The sequence below is a fragment of the Sphingobacterium sp. UBA2610 genome, from assembly GCF_002339225.1.
GTDB lineage: Bacteria > Bacteroidota > Bacteroidia > Sphingobacteriales > Sphingobacteriaceae > Sphingobacterium > Sphingobacterium multivorum.
The window spans coordinates 304,225-321,087 of sequence record NZ_DDKA01000023.1; the positions used below are offsets into that span (position 1 = coordinate 304,225).

Genomic DNA, 16,863 nt, shown 5'->3' on the forward strand with positions numbered 1-16,863 from the left:
CTTGCTTGCTTGCTTGCTTGCAGTGATCAACGCATTTAGTTGGTCAGCCAAACAAAAAGTAGCATAAGCCATTGGACAAGAATACATGTCCAAAATGGCTTACTACTTGCTGTGGTCAATATTTCGAGTACACCAATAAACTTTGACCTTATAATAGCATAGAAGCTAGTGTTATTGTCCAAATCCAAAGAATCAAACTTCACTTTGTTCAGACCAAAAATGACAATGCGTCGCACCCAAGGGCTCTCAATTTTGGTATTTTTTACGTCATTAATCAGTTTAAGTTTCGCAAACGAATAATCAGCGACATTTTGTATTACATCGGGCTGATTTGATTGAAAAATTAAGAGTACTTTGTCAAATGCCGGAAGAATGAGATCATCCTGCCTTTCCTCCACGACAAGACTTGCAATCTTCGAAAACACATATTTGTTGCTGAAAATAAAAAGTAATACAGGTAGCAGGATCAATCCAATCAACCAAAGGAATTTAGCCACGGCTTGTACAGGACTGACTGTCGAAAAGAAAGCTTCATGACTAGCATTAAATTGTAAACTACCAACCACCAAATAAAGTAAAGTCGAAACAATAGCCAGCAAATAATATTTGACTAAAGTTTTCGTCCCCAATACGCTCAATTTTTTTAAGTACGATAACTGTGTTTTCATCTTGTTATAATTAATTACCCTAATTTAGCATTATTCGCCAAACATTGATCAGTAGGTTTAATTCTCGATTGTTTTCATTTTAAATCCGCCAGGAAAGAATTTTTATTCGTCATCTCCTTTTCTGCCAACCGATTTTCTCTACAGAAATGTAAAAAATATTTGCGTAGCTAAATAACTACACGTATATTCGTAGTCAAATGACTTCAAAATGAACTTAAGACGAGATGTTTTCCAAGCTATAGCAGATCCAACAAGAAGAGCGATCTTACTTCTTTTGGCCTCACAAGCCATGACTGCAGGTGCAATTGCAGCCAACTTCAACACCGCAAGACCGACAGTTTCAAAACATTTACAAATATTGACAACATGTGAGTTATTAAAGTCTCAACAAAATGGACGTGAGATATACTATCAACTCAACCCAACGAAGATGAAAGAAATTGCAGATTTCATCGAACCTTTCGTCAAATGTGGGATGACAGATTCAATAAATTGGAAGCTATTATGCAAAACTACAAGAACAAATAATATGGAGGTAAAAACCAACGTACAGGCTGAGGATAATAAACAGGAGATTGTCATTACAAGAGAGTTCGATTTACCTGTTGAACTGCTCTTCAAAGCATACGAGGATCCCGAAATTTTTGAACAGTGGATGGGAACCAAAGTCCTAAAATTGGAAAATAAAACGCATGGCTCCTATGCGTTTGAAACTTCCCATAATGGCCAGGTCATGTTCAAAGCAAATGGAACGATACACGAATTCCTGCCCAATCAACGTATCACACGGACGTTTGAAATGGAAAACAGTACATTTCCCGTACAATTGGAATATTTAACATTTGAAAAAATAGGTGCAGAACGTAGCAGGCTTCACATCCATATTATATTTCAGTCGGTCGCGTTTAGAAACCAGCTGCTACAGATGCCTTTTGCGCAAGGAATCAATATGGCGCACAACAGATTACAAGAAATTCTTTCCAAACTTACCTAAAGCACTACATGATGAATCCAAAAATTGAACATTTTTTTGAAAATGCGACAAGATGGAATGAAGAATTCAATCTGTTGAGAGAAATTGTCCGTGGCAATAAAACACTGCAAGAGGATTATAAATGGATGCACCCTTGTTATACATTTGAAGGTAAAAATGTCGTATTGATACACGGGTTTAAAGAATACTGTGCACTGCTATTCCACAAAGGTGCATTATTAAAAGATCCCAAAAATATATTGATCCAGCAAACCGAAAATGTTCAATCGGCCAGACAGCTTAGATTCACCACTGTTGAACAGATTGAATCATTACGAGAGGTGATATCGGCATATATTCAGGAAGCCATCGAAATTGAAAAATCAGGTAAGAAAGTGGACATGCGAAAAGCTACTGATTACCCTGTACCAGAAGAATTTAAGCGCGCCTTACTGGAAGACCCTTTGCTCCAAAAAGCCTTTCAATCACTTACGCCTGGTCGGCAAAAAGGGTATCTATTCTACTTTAACCAGGCAAAACAAGTGAAAACTCGCGAGGCAAGAATCGAAAAATACTACCAGCATATTCTCGATGGAAAAGGTGTCGATGACTAACATATTTATTACAGTTTATTCGCGATATAGTAGTCTATAAAGAGTAGATTTGTCTACAATCAAATAGACAGAACTAGACCAAGACGAACGATTATAGCAATTATCGTAATCCGGTATACTCAATTCGTCGACTCATATATCGCTGAATTCACATGAATAAAAAATTAGTATTGCTCCTCTGCGGCCTCTTGCCCATTTTTTCACAAGCACAGAAAAAGAACAACGCAACACAACGCCCCAATATCGTCTTTATCCTGACGGACGATTTCACGGCCCAGGCATGGGGCGTATACGGTGGTATTTTAAAAGATTTTATCAAAAATCCGAATATTGAAAAATTAGCCAGTCAAGGGGCGGTGCTCAATAATACCTTCTGTACAAATTCCATTTGCACCCCTAGCCGTGCAACCATACTGACAGGACAGTACAGTAATAAAAACCAAGTTTACACACTTGAAGATGCTTTGGATCCCGATAAGGAAAACATCGCTAAGGATCTGCACCATGCAGGCTACCAAACTGCTGTTTTTGGAAAATGGCACCTAAAAAAGAGGCCAAGTGGATTTGACGATTTTAAAGTTCTACCTGGACACGGTGTTTATCATAACCCGACTTACCTCTCTAAAGACAATTGGAATGATAAGGAAGAGGCTGGCACACCTTACGAAGGCTATGTAGATGATATCACCACAACGATGAGTCTGGACTGGTTAAAATCACGCGACCCAGACAAACCCTTCTTTTTAATGTGTCATTACAAGGCGACCCATGAACCCTTTGATTTTGCTGAGCGATTCAAAGATTACTACAAAGATGTGGAGTTTCCTTATCCTCCTACATTTTTGGACTCAGGAGCAATCACGACTGGACGCTCTTTTGAAGGCCAACCCTTGGAAGAGCTTGGCCGCCGTTATGAGCAAGCTTCGGTTGGCCCCTTTTGGACATCTTATCCCGAGCTTCCGTTTTCAACAAAAGGAATGGACCCTTTAGAAGCTCGCAAAAAGATCTACCAAAAGTTCATCAAAGATTATCTGCGTTGCGTCGCTGGGATTGATGATAATCTGGGAAAAATTATGCATTACCTTAAAACCGCAAATTTGGACGAAAATACCGTTGTGATCCTAGCTTCCGATCAAGGTTACTTCTTGGGAGAACACAATTTCATGGATAAACGTCTCATGTACGAAGAATCACTGCGCATGCCTTTTGTAATCAGCTACCCCAAAGAAATCAAAGCAGGTAGTCGATTAGACGATATGATTCCAAATATCGATTTCGCTGCGCTATTTGCAGACTATGCCGGCATCAAAAAACCCGCTTACATCCAAGGCGAAAGCTTCCGGAATAACCTCAAAGGAAATACATCCAAAGCATGGCGCTCTGCCCTATATTACCGTTACTGGCAACATGCACCAATACGCCCTGCCCACCTGGGAGTCCGTGATGAACGTTACAAACTGATTTATTTTTACGGACAGCCCTTAGAAATGACAGGTAGTGACTCCAAAACAACAGCACCAGCCTGGGAATTCTATGATCTACATCAGGACCCCATGGAAACACACAACGCCATTCTAGACAAAAAATATGTCAAAGAAATTGCCCGGTTGAAGAAAAAGCTGACTAAACTAAAAGCCGAAGCAGGCGATGATGATGCAACAAGACCCGCTTTTCAGCAGGTCCTCAAGCAAGAACACTTAACCGTTAAATAATTAATTACAAGCGATGGATTTAAAGCATCTATTTTCGTTTATACCATTCTTATTTACCCTTGACGCTTCTGCAGCTTCCATTACAGATGGGAATAAACCGGCTCCACCCCCAAACACCGTTATTATTTTAATGGATGATATGGACCTGCTGCCAACCATCGTCAACTCAATTATAATAAAAACGGGGATCCAGCTTTGGATCCCCGTTTTTATTAAACGACCTCTGTTAAACAGCGGTATATCCACCATCAACTAAATAGTACCCTCCTGTCATAAAGGAGGATTTATCCGAACTTAGGAAAAGAACCAGTTCAGCGACTTCTTCGGCCTTTCCCAAACGTCCAATAGGGTGTTTACCGATTAATGCATTGATATGCTCTTTATCCAACTTCGCCAATAACGGGGTATCAATGTAGCCGGGTCCGACCGCATTGCAACGAATATTTTTTTGACCATATTCTGCACCAATGTTCTTTGTCAATCCCACAACAGCATGTTTGGCTGCAGCATAGGCACTTGACATTGGCGCAGCAACAGTACCATGAATGGAAGCCATATTCACAATAACTCCGCCTCCATTTTTTTCCATCGCCTCCAGCTGATATTTACAGCCATAAAATACGCCATTGAAATTAATATCGATGACTTTTTTCCAGCCATCTAGACTATACTCTCCAGTTAGGGCAGTCTCTCCCCCAATACCCGCGTTATTACAGGCAATATCGAGCCGACCAAATGTTTTGACTGCAAAAGCTACCAACGCCTCATTGTCAGTCGGAGATGAGCTATCTGCTTTAAAGAACGCGGCCTCTCCTCCCAGAGATTCAATTTGTTTTACTGTTTCTTGGCCCGCTTGCTCATTGATATCTGAGACAACGACCTTTGCTCCTTCTTTACCATAAGCCAGTGCAACAGCCTGGCCGATCCCCGAACCAGCTCCTGTTACCAAAGCTACTTTATCTGCTAAAATTTTCATATGTTATAAATTTTATGATAAATACAATTTACTAAAAGCAACGCGGAATAAAGCAGAAGCGGACATTTACTTCATTTAAATCGAAACTAAAATGACATTTCTAGACGGGTTAGTTCTGTAGCTGCGGATATTTTTTATATAATCTATCCAAAAACAAACGCCCCATCAATTGGAGCTTGGCTTGCGTTTCAAACATACCTGAACCTGGAGAAATAATACCATGCGGCATACGCTGAACAGTGCCATAATACATGATATCGAGCCCATTTCCATTGAGGTCAAGATGCATTTTCTTAGGTTTCAAGCCCATAACGGAGCCCATACGCGTTACCTTTTCAGCATTTGTAATCTGCGCAGTCCGTGCATTGAGCAAGGTTTCATGATCGAAAACCAAATGGTCTCTCACCTCCCCCTCATCAAAAAATACGTAATGCAATTCGTTGTTGCTAAGCACCAGATAAGAAGCGTTATCCCGTTCATTGTAACGAGCCTTTACTCCTACAGCCGCCCAAGCAACAGTCTTCGCTGCTGTCGCCGCAGCCGAAGCAACTTTATCCCCAACCGTTGCAATATACGCGCATTGCGTAAAGGCGTCGATTGGAGCGCCGTTCAATTGTTTTCTTAATTCGCTAAATTCATCATTTAACAATTCATCTTTTACACCTGGGGCTAGGCCAATCCCGGATTCACCTTCATATTTTTTGGCCGTTTCCTTTTGCTTTTTCATCATCATAAGAGAAAAAAACACGCAAGCCACAACGATAACAGCAAAAATGCCGATGTACAACATCATAAAATAAAATTTAAAATGGGTTTATAATTCAATAAAAATCCAAAAAAGGAACAACCTAGTTAGTTTTCCTTTTTTTTAATACAATCGGCTACAAAAATTTTGCCAGACTAAAGAATTTTATCCGGGTAGTGAATATTATTTAATGCGGTTTGGTGCATATCCACCCAAATAGCGCTGTTTGACTGCTGTATAAGCCAATTTGGAGAACTTCGCATGTCGGCATCGGCATCATTATTATAAACGGCTGGAAAATCAGACTCTTTGGTTCGAAGCAAAACGACGATCGTACCTGCCATAAGCAAAGGAATATCACCCAACACGAGATTATAAAAACCATCTTCAAGCAATCCTGGGCTAAAACGCTGTAAGCTGTCGTAACTACGCTCCAATTTGCCAATCAATTTTTCCAGTTCGTGTGGGTAGTGAACCTCAGCATATGACTCAAACAGCCTCGACCCTTTGTCGTAGGCGCCAGATTTCATCAGGTTGAGCGCTTCATTTCTATACACCTGCAACCAACGATCTGACCCGAGATCATGATATTCCGCTGCCGCATCTTTACCATCCCGTTTCAGGGCCCAAAGTTTAAGCTGCTCAAGCCGCTCGGTGGTTTCCATTTCATTTTTTCCCATAAGACTACCGCTCCCGTTCCCTAAGCTCTAATTGTAATAGAATATCGCGCTTTTTACCTTCAATCAAAGATAAATTGCCAGCAACAAAAACGCCTTTCTGTCCTGAATTTTTGCTGATACCATATACAGTCGATTCATCATCAGGATCTGACGCCCCTTCGTAGCGAAATAAGTAGTCAATTTTATACTCATCAGCATGAGCCAACAAATCGTCAAATTCGATATTATAGTCTATTGTGTAACCTAAGTTGTTTAACTTTTCCAAGGCAACACTTGCAGAGGAGTATCCATGCATTCTTTCCATAGTTGATTGTTCTAAATCCGATCTAAATTCTAATTTTTATAATTTATTATAAAACGATTGACAAAAGGGTTTTGTTTTCCGCAAATTGAAATAGTTTATTCAAAATCATATGTCTACTTTTGTGCTACCAAACACGATGAAATATGGCAAATCTAGCAGCACCAGCTTATCAGCATACACCTCAATTGGCATTTCAACGATTACTCGATGTCTTATATACCTTACGGATTGAATGTCCTTGGGATAAGAAACAGACCATGGAAACCCTTCGCCATTTGACGATGGAGGAAATGTATGAATTGACCGATGCCATTTTGGAAAAAGATTATCCCGAAATAAAAAAAGAACTTGGTGACGTCTTGATGCACCTTGTATTCTATGCGCGCATTGCCGAAGAAGAGGGACAGTTCAATATCGTAGACGTACTTAATGCAATCTGTGATAAATTGATTACGCGGCATCCCCACATCTACGGTAACACTAATGCCGATACAGAAGATCAAGTCAAATCCAATTGGGAAACAATCAAGCTCAAAGAAGGCAACACATCTGTTCTTTCTGGCGTCCCGAAAGGTTTGCCCGCATTGGTGAAGGCGTATCGTATTCAAGATAAAGTGCGCGGTGTCGGCTTTGACTGGGAAGATAAGAAACAAGTATGGGAAAAAGTAGAGGAAGAACTGGCCGAATTTAAAGCTGAATTTAATCTAGAGACAGCACTTCCAATGGATCAGGAAAAAGCGGAAGGCGAATTTGGCGACCTCTTATTCTCCTTGATAAATTATGCACGGCATATGGGTATAAACCCCGAAAATGCGCTTGAACGTACCAACAAAAAATTCATTGCACGCTTCACCTATCTGGAACAAAAAGCAGCCGAAAATAAGCAGCAACTGCAGGAAATGAGTTTAGCAGAAATGGACATTTATTGGAATGAAGCTAAAAAATTGAAAAAATAAAGCAATTCCTATAAAAGGCGGGCAGCGACCGAATTTAATTCGACTTTGTCAAATTTATGCGTAAATTCGCAGCAATATGGAAACAGTTGTTAGCGGTATCAGAAGTACCGGAAAATTACATTTAGGAAATTATTACGGCGCATTGAGCAATTTTGTGAAAATGCAAAACGAATATAATTGCTTTTTTTTCATTGCGGATTTACATTCACTAACGACCCACCCCACTCCTCATGGGCTTCAGGGAACGGTTCGCCAAGTTATTGTTGAATATTTAGCAGCAGGAATAGACCCTGAAAAATCGACTATTTACGTTCAATCTGATGTTCCAGAAGTCGCGGAACTCTATCTATACATGAATATGAACGCCTATCTCGGCGAGCTTGAACGCGCTACAGCTTTTAAAGATAAAGTTAGAAGCAATCCCGACAATGTTAACGCAGGTTTGTTGACCTACCCCGTCTTGATGGCCTGTGATATATTGATTCACCATGGCACAAAAGTTCCGGTAGGAAAAGATCAGGAACAACATTTGGAGATGACGCGGACTTTTGGTAACCGCTTCAATCGCTTATATAATGTAGATTATTTTAAAGAGGCATTTGCGTTCTCCTATTCTGACAAATTGGTGAAAGTTCCTGGACTTGCAGGCCAAGGAAAAATGGGTAAATCTAACGGTGAAGCTGATTGTATTTATCTATCGGATAGTGAAACCGTAATTCGTAAAAAGGTGATGCGCGCAGTATCGGATTCAGGCCCGACGGAGATGAACCAGCCTAAACCTGAAGCTATCCAAAATCTTTTTGACTTAATGAAGGTCGTATCTACTGCAGACACATTACAGCATTTTGATGAACTCTATAACAAATGTGAAATTCGTTATGGTGATTTCAAAAAGCAATTGGCCGAAGATATGGTCCTTGCCACCAACGATGTACGCTCCCGTATTGAAGAAATATCAAACGATGATGCATACATTGCTAAAGTTGCAAAAATGGGCGCTGAAAAAGCAAGCGAGTCCGCACGCAAGACCCTGAAAGAAGTTCGTGAGATTATTGGTATTAGAAGATTTTATTAAGCTAGAAATAATATGCACATAGCTATCGTTGGAAATATAGGTGCCGGCAAAACAACATTAACCGAAATGTTGGCCAGTCACTTTAAATTTGAACCTCAGTTTGAAGCTGTAGACAACAACCCTTATCTGGAAGATTTTTATTCGGACATGAAACGCTGGGCTTTCAATCTTCAGATTTTTTTCCTCAACAGTCGCTTTAGACATATTGTAAAATTGCAGGAAACCGGCATTGATATGATTCAGGACCGTACCATTTATGAAGATGCTTATATCTTTGCCGAAAACTTGTATGATATGGGCTTAATGAGCGCACGTGATTTTGAAAACTATAGTAATATTTTTCAAAGCATCATCCACTATATCAAACCGCCGGATTTATTGATATACCTCAAAGCCTCTGTCCCTACCCTGGTGAATAATATCCAAAAAAGGGGCCGTGATTATGAGTCTGCAATTCGTTTGGATTATTTGTCAAAGCTAAACGATAAATACGATAAATGGATCAATAATTACAAAGACGGTAAGGTCATGATTCTCGACAAAGACAATCTGGATTTTACCACAAACCCAGAGGACCTCGGAAATATCATTCAAAAGATCGAAGCCGAATTATTTGGATTGTTCGAATAACTGCGATATCAAAAAGCCTGTAAGTCAATTGATTTTACAGGCTTTTTAATAAACGCGCATTTCCTCAGCCAATGATAAAAAATAAAAAATGAAATTTTTAGGTATTATTCCTGCCCGATATGCATCGAGTAGATTCCCTGGAAAACCGCTAATCGACATCGAAGGAAAAACGATGATCCAGCGTGTCTACGAACAGGTCAAAAAATCAACAAAATTAAACGAGGTTGTTGTTGCTACTGACGACCAACGCATCGCACAGACTGTACGCTCTTTTGGTGGCGAAGTCGTCATGACCGCAGCGCATCACCAATCGGGAACAGATCGTTGCGCCGAAGTCATAACAAATATAGGAGGCTATGATGTTGCCATCAATATACAGGGTGACGAACCCTTTATCGACCCCGCACAAATTGATCTTTTAGCAAGTTGTTTTGAAGATACCACTACGCAGATTGCGACCTTGGTCAAGGAAATTACAGCAGAAGAGGAACTATTTAATGTAAACATACCCAAAGTTGTCCGAAACACCAAAGGAGAAGCCATCTACTTCAGTCGGCAGACCATTCCTTTTTTAAGAGCTGTGGAAAAAGACCAATGGCTACACAAGCAAACATTCTATAAACATATCGGAATATATGCCTACCAGGTAGATACATTAAAAGCCCTGACACAACTTCCTATTTCTATGCTAGAAGAAGCAGAAGCATTGGAACAGCTGCGCTGGTTAGAAAATGGTTACGCCATTCAAACGGCAATTACAACGCATGAAACTGTCGCTGTGGATACAAAAGAAGACCTCGCTAAAATATTAAGACTATTTTTCAATAAATAGTAAAGCTTACCGGTGTTCGGTATAGTATAACGACCGGACACCTTCCAATAGAAGCTGCTTATCCGAATCACTGAATTTGATCATCTGCTCTTTTGCTCTGATCAATTCATCCAATTGCAATTTGGTACTCACACCAACAAGTGCTGTTGCTACTGCTACATTAGAAAGCACATAAGAAAGAGCAACAATCATATTGTCTTTTCCGATACGTTTGGAAAGATTTGCCAAGTTTCTCACGATATGGGCCACCTCTCCCGAACTATACTGCAAGAAAGGTTCAATAGGTTTGTTAATGAGAACACCTTTGGCTAATACGCCGCGTACGACGATACTTACCCCCCGTTCTTCCAATAAGCTACTGATTTCTTCTTCAGGTCTTCTATCCAATAAGCTGTATTGCATCATAACTGAGGCCATATCAGATTTGGATAAAAATGCCTTAATAACATTTGGGCGAATTGATGAAAGACCATAAGCACGGATTTTCCCTTGTTTCTTCAACAACTCAAACGCTTCAACAATCTCCTCTATCGGATCTTCTATCGTACCACCATGTAACTGATAGAGGTCGATGTAGTCCGTTTTTAAACGTGACAAGGAACCTTCCACAGCCTTGATAATATAGTCCTTTGAAGCCTTCCAATCCCAACCTGATCCATCTGCACGCCAAAGGTTACCAACTTTCGACGCCAACACAATATGTTTGCGAAAGCTTTGCACACTTTCCCCAACGATCATCTCATTTAGACCCTTATCGTAGAGATCAGCCGTATCGAAGAAAGTGATCCCTTTCTCGTAAGCTTTTTGGATAATATCTTTCGATTGTTTGGACTGATTGCTTTTTAGCGACATACAGCCCAAACCTATTTTCGAAACGATTAAGCTTGTATTACCTAATTTACGTTGTTCCATCTGCACCAATATCAAGCAATTCTACCTCAAACACCAATGTGCTGTTTGCCGGAATTTCACCTGTTGCCCGTTCGCCATACGCTAATCTGCTTGGTATAAAAAATTTATACTTTGCCCCCTTATACATTAACGGGATTCCAATCTGCCAACCTTTGATCACCTGACCCAAGGATAGTTTCAACGGCTCCTTACGGTCATATGAGCTATCAAATTGCTTTCCATTCAATAAGGTACCTTTATAATGCACTGTTACCTCATCGTCACTTTTTGGTTTTGGCCCTTCGGTTTGACTTAGAACAAGATATTGAATCCCCTCAGCTGTAGATTTCATCCCAGCAACCTTTGCATTTTCGGCAAAAAATTTATCTTCTTCAGCACGGCTAGCAGCCTCTTTTTTAGCACGAACGTCCATGATCGCCTGTTGGATAACAGCTCTTCCTTGCCCCTCTTCCAATAGAGACTTCTCTCCTTTCAGAACATCCGAAATTGCTTTTGCAATGACATCTGACTTCAAATAATCGATCTCAATAGACTTTAGGGAATTTCCGATATCGGCACCAAATGCATAAGACACAGAATCGGCCTTCGTTTTCAGTTGATTTGTTGCACTTGGTTTAGTTGCGACGACCTTCTTCTTTGCCGTCGTGTTCGTTTTTTTTTGTTGAGCAAATCCTGTGACCGTCGTCAAGGATAATAGGGCTAATGCGATATACTTCATGTGTGTTTAACGGTGCTTCTGCACGATTTCATTTATAATTTCTTGCGTGATATTAGGGTAATCAACGTCAACCCTAGATTTACTGTTGAGCCAGGCTTCTATCGCCAGCATGTTCTTCTGTTTTAAACTCGAAATTACAGGCACTCCCATCTCTTCCAATGACGCTGCATTCAAATGCTGCTCATACTGGTTTTTCATTGGGATAACTAACAGTTTCTTTTTCAAATATAACGCTTCTGCCGGTGTTTCAAAACCCGCCCCACATAAAACTCCAGAAGAAGATGCCATACTATCAATAAAAGATTGGTTATTGATCGGCCTTATCGTTACATTTTTCATGTCAAATGCCTTTGAATTATGTTTACTAAAGACATCCCATTTCACGTCCGGAAACTTCATCAAATGCTTTAAAAGATGCGCATCGTCATATGCGGGGAGGTAAACAGTGTAATGTCCCTGATCGGTGACATTTAATTCACGAACAGCATTACGGATAACCGGTGGATAAATGTTCTTGCCGTACCGCTTGAAATGGAAACCATAGGAATGGGTAGACGGGGCATAATTTTTCATGATAAATTTGCCCAACATGTCACTATCTTCTGGCTTGGGGCTCGAGGGGTCTAAAGCAGCGATCTGATGGCTCAGCCCAATGCATTCTAGATCTTTTGAATGACAAGCCCAAGCAGAGATCGGTTCAAAATCATTGATCACCAAATCATAGTTTTCGATGGGCAAGCTCTTAATTTCATTCGTAAATTTGCGGATCGTCGAACTCATAAAAGTTTTCCACAGGTCTACCCCGCCGGATTTACCGAAGATAAAACTCAGCCCATGATAACGGTATTTCACTTCAAAAGGTAATGATAGATCCGCTTGAATTCCACTAACCAAAACATCAACTTCCCCTAACTCCCTCAGACAGGGGACAATATCCATTGCACGGCTCAGATGTCCGTTTCCTGTCCCTTGTACGGCATACAATATCTTCATAACGACTGCATTTTGTGTCGGCAAATTAATCAATTTTAACGAGTATCAATATTATTTTATTGTTTAGTTATGTTAAGAAAATATAAATTAACATCAATAAAAAATACAGTTAATCCATTTTTAATTTTCCTTTATGTATATTTAATATCAACAATTAATTAATAGCCAGTTTGATACCCCATGAAGTCTCTATTTTATCAGATGCTTTGCATAATCGCCATGCTAATTTTAACATCGTGGGGATTTTTTGCGCATAAAAAAATTAATCATTATGCCGTTTTCTCCCTACCAGCAAAGTTGGCAAAATTTTATAAATCCAATATCGACCTTATTACCGAAAAAGCGGTCGATCCAGACAAACGTTGCTTCACAGATAGCGCTGAAGGCCCGAGACATTTTATCGATATGGAGGACTATCTTAAGGAAAGTACAATTGACACCATACCCCTACATTGGTCACAAGCCAAAGAAAGATTTCAAGAAAGTCAATTGTTAAAAAATGGTATAGTACCCTGGCAAATCAACCTTACCTATCAAAAGCTTGTTAAGGCCTTTCAAGCAAAAGATTATAAACGAATCATCAAACACTCAGCAGAACTGGGCCATTATATTGCAGACGCCCATGTTCCATTGCATACGACTAAAAATTACAATGGACAGCTCACCAATCAACTAGGCATACATGCATTCTGGGAAAGCCGCTTACCGGAAATGTTTTCCGAAAAATACAACCTTCGCGTCGGAAAAGCGAGCTATATCAAAGATCCTCTACAAGAGGCCTGGGTTATTGTTTACGAAAGTAATCGCCTTGTGGATTCTGTCTTAACGATTGAAGCTGGTCTCGATCGTCAATTTAAGGCATCTCAAAAAAAATCATTTATTGAACGAAACAATCAATTGGTATGGACCTACTCTGATAATTATGCCAGAGCCTATCATGAAGCCATGAACGGTATGGTAGAAAGGAGAATGCAAAAAACCATCTTACGTGTTGCCTCCTATTGGTATTCCGCCTGGCTCGAATCTGGCCAACCCGATTTGACCAACATCGAAAAAATAAAAAGCACCAACAAGCAAGATCACATCGATATAACAGGGAAAAAGCGTATCGGTAGAGAAGAATGGATGTAAAAAGGCTATAAAACATCATCCGGACTACCAGTATTATTCACACCGGACTATTTGTTTTTTAATCTGCTAAGCTACTTTTGCAGCGTAAAATCTAGGAAAGCATGTTGAATAAGAATATTACGTTAACAAAACTTGCATTAGTACTGAGTATTGGAGCTGCGACTGCGCAGATTAAAGACACAACCGCTTTGGGTGAAGTCATCATTAATCAAAATCGCTTACAGATCCCTTTTTCAAAACAAAGCAAGAACATCCAAATATTGACGCAGGAAGATATACAGAGACTACCAAATCGATCAATCAACGAATTGCTTAGCAATATCCCAGGAGTTGATATTCGCCAACGTGGACCATTCGGTTCGCAGGCAGATATAAGTATCGACGGAGGCTCTTTTGAACAGACAGCGATCCTACTCAATGGTGTTAAAATCACCGATCCACAGAGTGCCCATCACAATATGAACCTTCCGGTTCCGCTGGAGGCCATCGAACGTATCGAAATCATTCGAGGACCAGCATCCAGAATTTTCGGCATTAATGCGCTAACCGGCGCTATTAACATCGTAACAAAAAAAATTGAATCAAATCAAATTAGTGCCCAGGTGTATAGTGGTTCTTCATTCAAAGATAATGAGCAGACAAGTGCAGGCAAGTATTATGGTAAAGGTGTTCAGCTTGGCTCACAGTTCTTAACCAAACAAACAAGCCACGGTTTATATTTTGGCCACGAAGATTCGAATGGACAACGCTATAATACAGCCTCTAATAACAATAAACTCTATTATGACGGGACATATCAACCGAATACAGCCAATATGATAAAAGCCAATGTTGGCTATATCAACAATCAATTTGGAGCCAATGGTTACTATGCTGCACCGAATGACAAGGAAGCGTATGAACAGGTTAAGACAGCTTTCGCTTCCCTGCAGTCCAAGCATCAATTAACACAGGCATTTTCCATCAGTCCACGCCTCAGTAATCGCTACAACGAAGATGAATATTGGTATTTAGGCAGAGAAACAACCAAAGGTAGGTCCAAACATTACAGCAACGTCTTTGGAGCTGAAATCAATGCTACATTGGAGCATAGTTATGGTACATTTGGCTTAGGACTGGAAAGTCGATTTGAACGTATCAATAGCACCAGTATTGGCGACCATAACCGGGAGAATTACGGCGGCTACCTGGAATTCAAAACAGAGGCGATCGAAAAACTGATGATCAACTCGGGTGCCTACATCAATTATAACTCAAAATTTGGCTGGCAGGTATTCCCGGGTCTAGATTTGGGCTATAATATTACCGAACATTGGAAGATTGTAGTCAACGCAGGTTCTAGCCAACGCATCCCTTCCTTTACGGATCTTTACACCAATCAGACAGCCAACGTCGGAAACCCCACACTGAGCTCTGAAAATGCCTATCAGATAGAAAGTGGTATAAAATACTTATCCAATCGAGTTATTGCGCAAGTGGGCTATTTCCATCGAAGGATAAGCGATTTCATCGACTGGCAAAAAGAGGATGCCACTACAGGAAGCGGAACGGTCATTCCGTGGAAACCAATAAATATTGGAAAAAATAAAATTGATGGATTCAATGCTTCATTCCGATATAATATCAATGATCCCAGCGCAACGACACGATACTTTACTACGCTAAGTTATAATTATCTCAACCCAAGCATAACACTAGCAGATGGGATACTATCCAAATATGCTATTGAAAGCTTAAGGCATCAAGTTATTGCCAACTTTACCATAAACCACAAGAACTGGATGTTCACTTCTGCAAACCGCTTTAATGAGCGTATCAGTTACAAATCTTATTTCATCGCTGACGTAAGAGGATCGTACCAACTCCAAGACTTAAACATCTTTGTGGATGTTCAGAATATATTTGACAAGAGCTATATAGAAGCTGCCGCCGTTCCAATGCCCGGTCGTTGGTTTAGTATCGGCGCAAAATATAAACTGAACTATTAAACCCGATTAAATGGCAAAATCGGTTCTCTTCCCATTCGCCATCAATTATAAAAAAGTCCCAAATGGAATGACCATTTGGGACTTTTCATTGTGTTATTGCCACATAGAAGCATGTACCATGCCCTATTTAAGAAAACGCCAACTATAAAACAAGTTACTTTTTCTTGGGAAGAACAGATAAAATTCCTCCAATTAAATGTTTTTGGAACTCAGGTTCGTCATAGGACTCATCGGTATGTCCAAGCCCGGTATAGAAGACTTTCCCTCCATCGTAGCTCTGGGTCCAGGAGATTGGATGTTGATCCCCCATTTTTCCTCCTTGGTAGCTTTTTTCATCCAAATTCATCAACACATGCAATCCGTCCTTCACATCCTTGAAATTATACCATTCATCTTTGTGCCACCAGATCGGATCGAGGTGCTTGGTGGCCGGATGTTTTCTGTCCAGCACATCAATTTTGGCTTTTTGTACAGCAGGATGAGACGCAAAATACGCCCCTACAAGGCCGTTATACCATGGCCAATCAAACTCAGTATCCGTCGCTGCATGGATACCCACAAACCCTTTTCCCGATTGGATATACCGCACAAAAGCTTCCTGTTGCGCATTATCGAGAATATCGCCGGTTGTGCTCAGAAAGATAACGGCGTCATATTTGTTCAATCCCTGATCGGTAAACAGAGCTGCATCCTCCGAATGATCAGATTTTATCTTTTCTTTATCAAGCAATTGCTTAAGTACCTCTGCGCCCTTTTCGATGCTTCCGTGTCTAAACCCTTTTGTCTTGCTAAAGATCAATACTTGCCTTTGTGCCTGAACAGCAGCTGATATCCCCAACAGGAGAAACAGAAAAATGAAGATTCTATTCATGATATAAATGGTTATTATGATGATTAAAGTTTAGGTTTACTATTTTACGAAACGAAATCGCGATAAAAATAGCTGTGAAGAAAAG

General features: G+C 40.2%; 18 protein-coding genes and 1 pseudogene. 10 read left to right on the forward strand and 9 right to left on the reverse strand.

Going from position 1 to position 16,863, the window contains the following annotated elements:
* Positions 1 to 35 precede the first annotated feature (35 nt).
* Complete coding sequence (locus tag B4Z47_RS17250; protein WP_070568694.1) at positions 36 to 668, reverse strand: hypothetical protein; 633 nt, start codon at positions 666 to 668, stop codon at positions 36 to 38.
* 208 nt (positions 669 to 876) lie between these two features.
* Between B4Z47_RS17250 and B4Z47_RS17255 the strand changes: the two are divergent.
* From B4Z47_RS17255 to B4Z47_RS17270, 4 genes and pseudogenes are all read left to right on the forward strand, one after another.
* Positions 877 to 1,196 (forward strand): annotated as a pseudogene (locus B4Z47_RS17255) (ArsR/SmtB family transcription factor).
* Complete coding sequence (locus B4Z47_RS17260) at positions 1,144 to 1,662, forward strand: SRPBCC domain-containing protein (RefSeq protein WP_312195394.1); 519 nt, start codon at positions 1,144 to 1,146, stop codon at positions 1,660 to 1,662. Before B4Z47_RS17255 ends, B4Z47_RS17260 begins: the two are co-directional and overlap by 53 nt.
* A gap of 8 nt (positions 1,663 to 1,670) precedes the next feature.
* Positions 1,671 to 2,255: a YdeI/OmpD-associated family protein gene (locus B4Z47_RS17265; RefSeq protein WP_236560166.1), complete on the forward strand. Its 585-nt coding sequence runs from the start codon at positions 1,671 to 1,673 to the stop codon at positions 2,253 to 2,255.
* A 152-nt stretch (positions 2,256 to 2,407) separates the two neighbouring features.
* A complete protein-coding gene (locus tag B4Z47_RS17270; protein WP_115048099.1) occupies positions 2,408 to 3,967 on the forward strand; it encodes a sulfatase family protein in 1,560 nt (519 codons plus the stop codon).
* A gap of 226 nt (positions 3,968 to 4,193) precedes the next feature.
* Here B4Z47_RS17270 and B4Z47_RS17275 read toward each other — a convergent pair whose 3' ends face one another.
* The 4 genes from B4Z47_RS17275 to B4Z47_RS17290 form a co-directional block, all read right to left on the reverse strand.
* Complete coding sequence (locus B4Z47_RS17275; RefSeq protein WP_286727701.1) at positions 4,194 to 4,943, reverse strand: SDR family NAD(P)-dependent oxidoreductase; 750 nt, start codon at positions 4,941 to 4,943, stop codon at positions 4,194 to 4,196.
* 109 nt (positions 4,944 to 5,052) lie between these two features.
* Complete coding sequence (locus B4Z47_RS17280) at positions 5,053 to 5,736, reverse strand: hypothetical protein (protein ID WP_046675907.1); 684 nt, start codon at positions 5,734 to 5,736, stop codon at positions 5,053 to 5,055.
* 107 nt (positions 5,737 to 5,843) lie between these two features.
* Positions 5,844 to 6,368 carry a hypothetical protein gene (locus tag B4Z47_RS17285; RefSeq protein WP_070568706.1) on the reverse strand — a complete coding sequence of 175 codons (525 nt, stop codon included), beginning with the start codon at positions 6,366 to 6,368 and terminating at the stop codon, positions 5,844 to 5,846.
* A 4-nt stretch (positions 6,369 to 6,372) separates the two neighbouring features.
* Positions 6,373 to 6,672 carry a hypothetical protein gene (locus B4Z47_RS17290; protein WP_046675905.1) on the reverse strand — a complete coding sequence of 100 codons (300 nt, stop codon included), beginning with the start codon at positions 6,670 to 6,672 and terminating at the stop codon, positions 6,373 to 6,375.
* A 143-nt stretch (positions 6,673 to 6,815) separates the two neighbouring features.
* Between B4Z47_RS17290 and mazG the strand changes: the two genes are divergently transcribed.
* The 4 genes from mazG to kdsB all read left to right on the forward strand — a co-directional run bounded on the left by mazG (position 6,816) and on the right by kdsB (position 10,165).
* Positions 6,816 to 7,628, forward strand: coding sequence for a nucleoside triphosphate pyrophosphohydrolase (gene mazG, locus B4Z47_RS17295; RefSeq protein ID WP_115048097.1), 813 nt, complete (start codon positions 6,816 to 6,818; stop codon positions 7,626 to 7,628).
* Positions 7,629 to 7,704: 76 nt separating this feature from the next.
* Positions 7,705 to 8,703: a tryptophan--tRNA ligase gene (gene trpS, locus B4Z47_RS17300; RefSeq protein WP_046675903.1), complete on the forward strand. Its 999-nt coding sequence runs from the start codon at positions 7,705 to 7,707 to the stop codon at positions 8,701 to 8,703.
* A 12-nt stretch (positions 8,704 to 8,715) separates the two neighbouring features.
* The gene (locus tag B4Z47_RS17305) at positions 8,716 to 9,333 is read left to right on the forward strand and encodes a deoxynucleoside kinase (RefSeq protein WP_046675902.1); all 618 of its coding nucleotides are present in this window, start codon (positions 8,716 to 8,718) and stop codon (positions 9,331 to 9,333) included.
* 88 nt (positions 9,334 to 9,421) lie between these two features.
* Complete coding sequence (gene kdsB, locus B4Z47_RS17310) at positions 9,422 to 10,165, forward strand: 3-deoxy-manno-octulosonate cytidylyltransferase (RefSeq protein ID WP_070568708.1); 744 nt, start codon at positions 9,422 to 9,424, stop codon at positions 10,163 to 10,165.
* 6 nt (positions 10,166 to 10,171) lie between these two features.
* Here kdsB and B4Z47_RS17315 read toward each other — a convergent pair whose 3' ends face one another.
* Genes B4Z47_RS17315 through B4Z47_RS17325 form a run of 3 tightly spaced genes read right to left on the reverse strand, consistent with a single transcriptional unit; the run spans position 10,172 to position 12,788 of the window.
* Positions 10,172 to 11,077 carry an aldo/keto reductase gene (locus B4Z47_RS17315; protein WP_070568711.1) on the reverse strand — a complete coding sequence of 302 codons (906 nt, stop codon included), beginning with the start codon at positions 11,075 to 11,077 and terminating at the stop codon, positions 10,172 to 10,174.
* On the reverse strand, positions 11,064 to 11,795 hold the full coding sequence (locus tag B4Z47_RS17320; protein ID WP_286727702.1) for an FKBP-type peptidyl-prolyl cis-trans isomerase: 732 nt from the start codon (positions 11,793 to 11,795) through the stop codon (positions 11,064 to 11,066). The genes B4Z47_RS17315 and B4Z47_RS17320 overlap by 14 nt, the downstream gene beginning before the upstream one ends.
* Positions 11,796 to 11,801: 6 nt before the next feature.
* A complete protein-coding gene (locus B4Z47_RS17325) occupies positions 11,802 to 12,788 on the reverse strand; it encodes a glycosyltransferase family protein (protein WP_046675898.1) in 987 nt (328 codons plus the stop codon).
* Between the two features lie 219 nt (positions 12,789 to 13,007).
* Between B4Z47_RS17325 and B4Z47_RS17330 the strand changes: the two genes are divergently transcribed.
* On the forward strand, positions 13,008 to 13,919 hold the full coding sequence (locus B4Z47_RS17330) for a zinc dependent phospholipase C family protein (RefSeq protein ID WP_236560165.1): 912 nt from the start codon (positions 13,008 to 13,010) through the stop codon (positions 13,917 to 13,919).
* A gap of 101 nt (positions 13,920 to 14,020) precedes the next feature.
* Positions 14,021 to 15,907, forward strand: coding sequence for a TonB-dependent receptor plug domain-containing protein (locus tag B4Z47_RS17335; protein WP_070568720.1), 1,887 nt, complete (start codon positions 14,021 to 14,023; stop codon positions 15,905 to 15,907).
* Positions 15,908 to 16,061: 154 nt separating this feature from the next.
* Here B4Z47_RS17335 and B4Z47_RS17340 read toward each other — a convergent pair whose 3' ends face one another.
* Positions 16,062 to 16,778, reverse strand: coding sequence for a ThuA domain-containing protein (locus tag B4Z47_RS17340; RefSeq protein ID WP_070568723.1), 717 nt, complete (start codon positions 16,776 to 16,778; stop codon positions 16,062 to 16,064).
* Positions 16,779 to 16,863 lie beyond the last annotated feature (85 nt).

Bases quoted from the DNA above. Each gene is read 5' to 3' on its own strand.
- B4Z47_RS17305 (WP_046675902.1), top strand. From the start codon at position 8,716: ATGCACATAGCTATCGTTGGAAATATAGGTGCCGGCAAAACAACATTA.
- B4Z47_RS17325 (WP_046675898.1), bottom strand. From the start codon at position 12,788: ATGAAGATATTGTATGCCGTACAAGGGACAGGAAACGGACATCTGAGC.
- trpS (WP_046675903.1), top strand. From the start codon at position 7,705: ATGGAAACAGTTGTTAGCGGTATCAGAAGTACCGGAAAATTACATTTA.
- B4Z47_RS17260 (WP_312195394.1), top strand. From the start codon at position 1,144: ATGACAGATTCAATAAATTGGAAGCTATTATGCAAAACTACAAGAACA.
- B4Z47_RS17285 (WP_070568706.1), bottom strand. From the start codon at position 6,368: ATGGGAAAAAATGAAATGGAAACCACCGAGCGGCTTGAGCAGCTTAAA.
- B4Z47_RS17275 (WP_286727701.1), bottom strand. From the start codon at position 4,943: ATGAAAATTTTAGCAGATAAAGTAGCTTTGGTAACAGGAGCTGGTTCG.
- B4Z47_RS17315 (WP_070568711.1), bottom strand. From the start codon at position 11,077: ATGGAACAACGTAAATTAGGTAATACAAGCTTAATCGTTTCGAAAATA.
- B4Z47_RS17250 (WP_070568694.1), bottom strand. From the start codon at position 668: ATGAAAACACAGTTATCGTACTTAAAAAAATTGAGCGTATTGGGGACG.
- B4Z47_RS17320 (WP_286727702.1), bottom strand. From the start codon at position 11,795: ATGAAGTATATCGCATTAGCCCTATTATCCTTGACGACGGTCACAGGA.
- B4Z47_RS17290 (WP_046675905.1), bottom strand. From the start codon at position 6,672: ATGGAAAGAATGCATGGATACTCCTCTGCAAGTGTTGCCTTGGAAAAG.
- B4Z47_RS17270 (WP_115048099.1), top strand. From the start codon at position 2,408: ATGAATAAAAAATTAGTATTGCTCCTCTGCGGCCTCTTGCCCATTTTT.
- B4Z47_RS17280 (WP_046675907.1), bottom strand. From the start codon at position 5,736: ATGATGTTGTACATCGGCATTTTTGCTGTTATCGTTGTGGCTTGCGTG.
- mazG (WP_115048097.1), top strand. From the start codon at position 6,816: ATGGCAAATCTAGCAGCACCAGCTTATCAGCATACACCTCAATTGGCA.
- kdsB (WP_070568708.1), top strand. From the start codon at position 9,422: ATGAAATTTTTAGGTATTATTCCTGCCCGATATGCATCGAGTAGATTC.
- B4Z47_RS17340 (WP_070568723.1), bottom strand. From the start codon at position 16,778: ATGAATAGAATCTTCATTTTTCTGTTTCTCCTGTTGGGGATATCAGCT.
- B4Z47_RS17265 (WP_236560166.1), top strand. From the start codon at position 1,671: ATGATGAATCCAAAAATTGAACATTTTTTTGAAAATGCGACAAGATGG.
- B4Z47_RS17335 (WP_070568720.1), top strand. From the start codon at position 14,021: ATGTTGAATAAGAATATTACGTTAACAAAACTTGCATTAGTACTGAGT.
- B4Z47_RS17330 (WP_236560165.1), top strand. From the start codon at position 13,008: ATGCTAATTTTAACATCGTGGGGATTTTTTGCGCATAAAAAAATTAAT.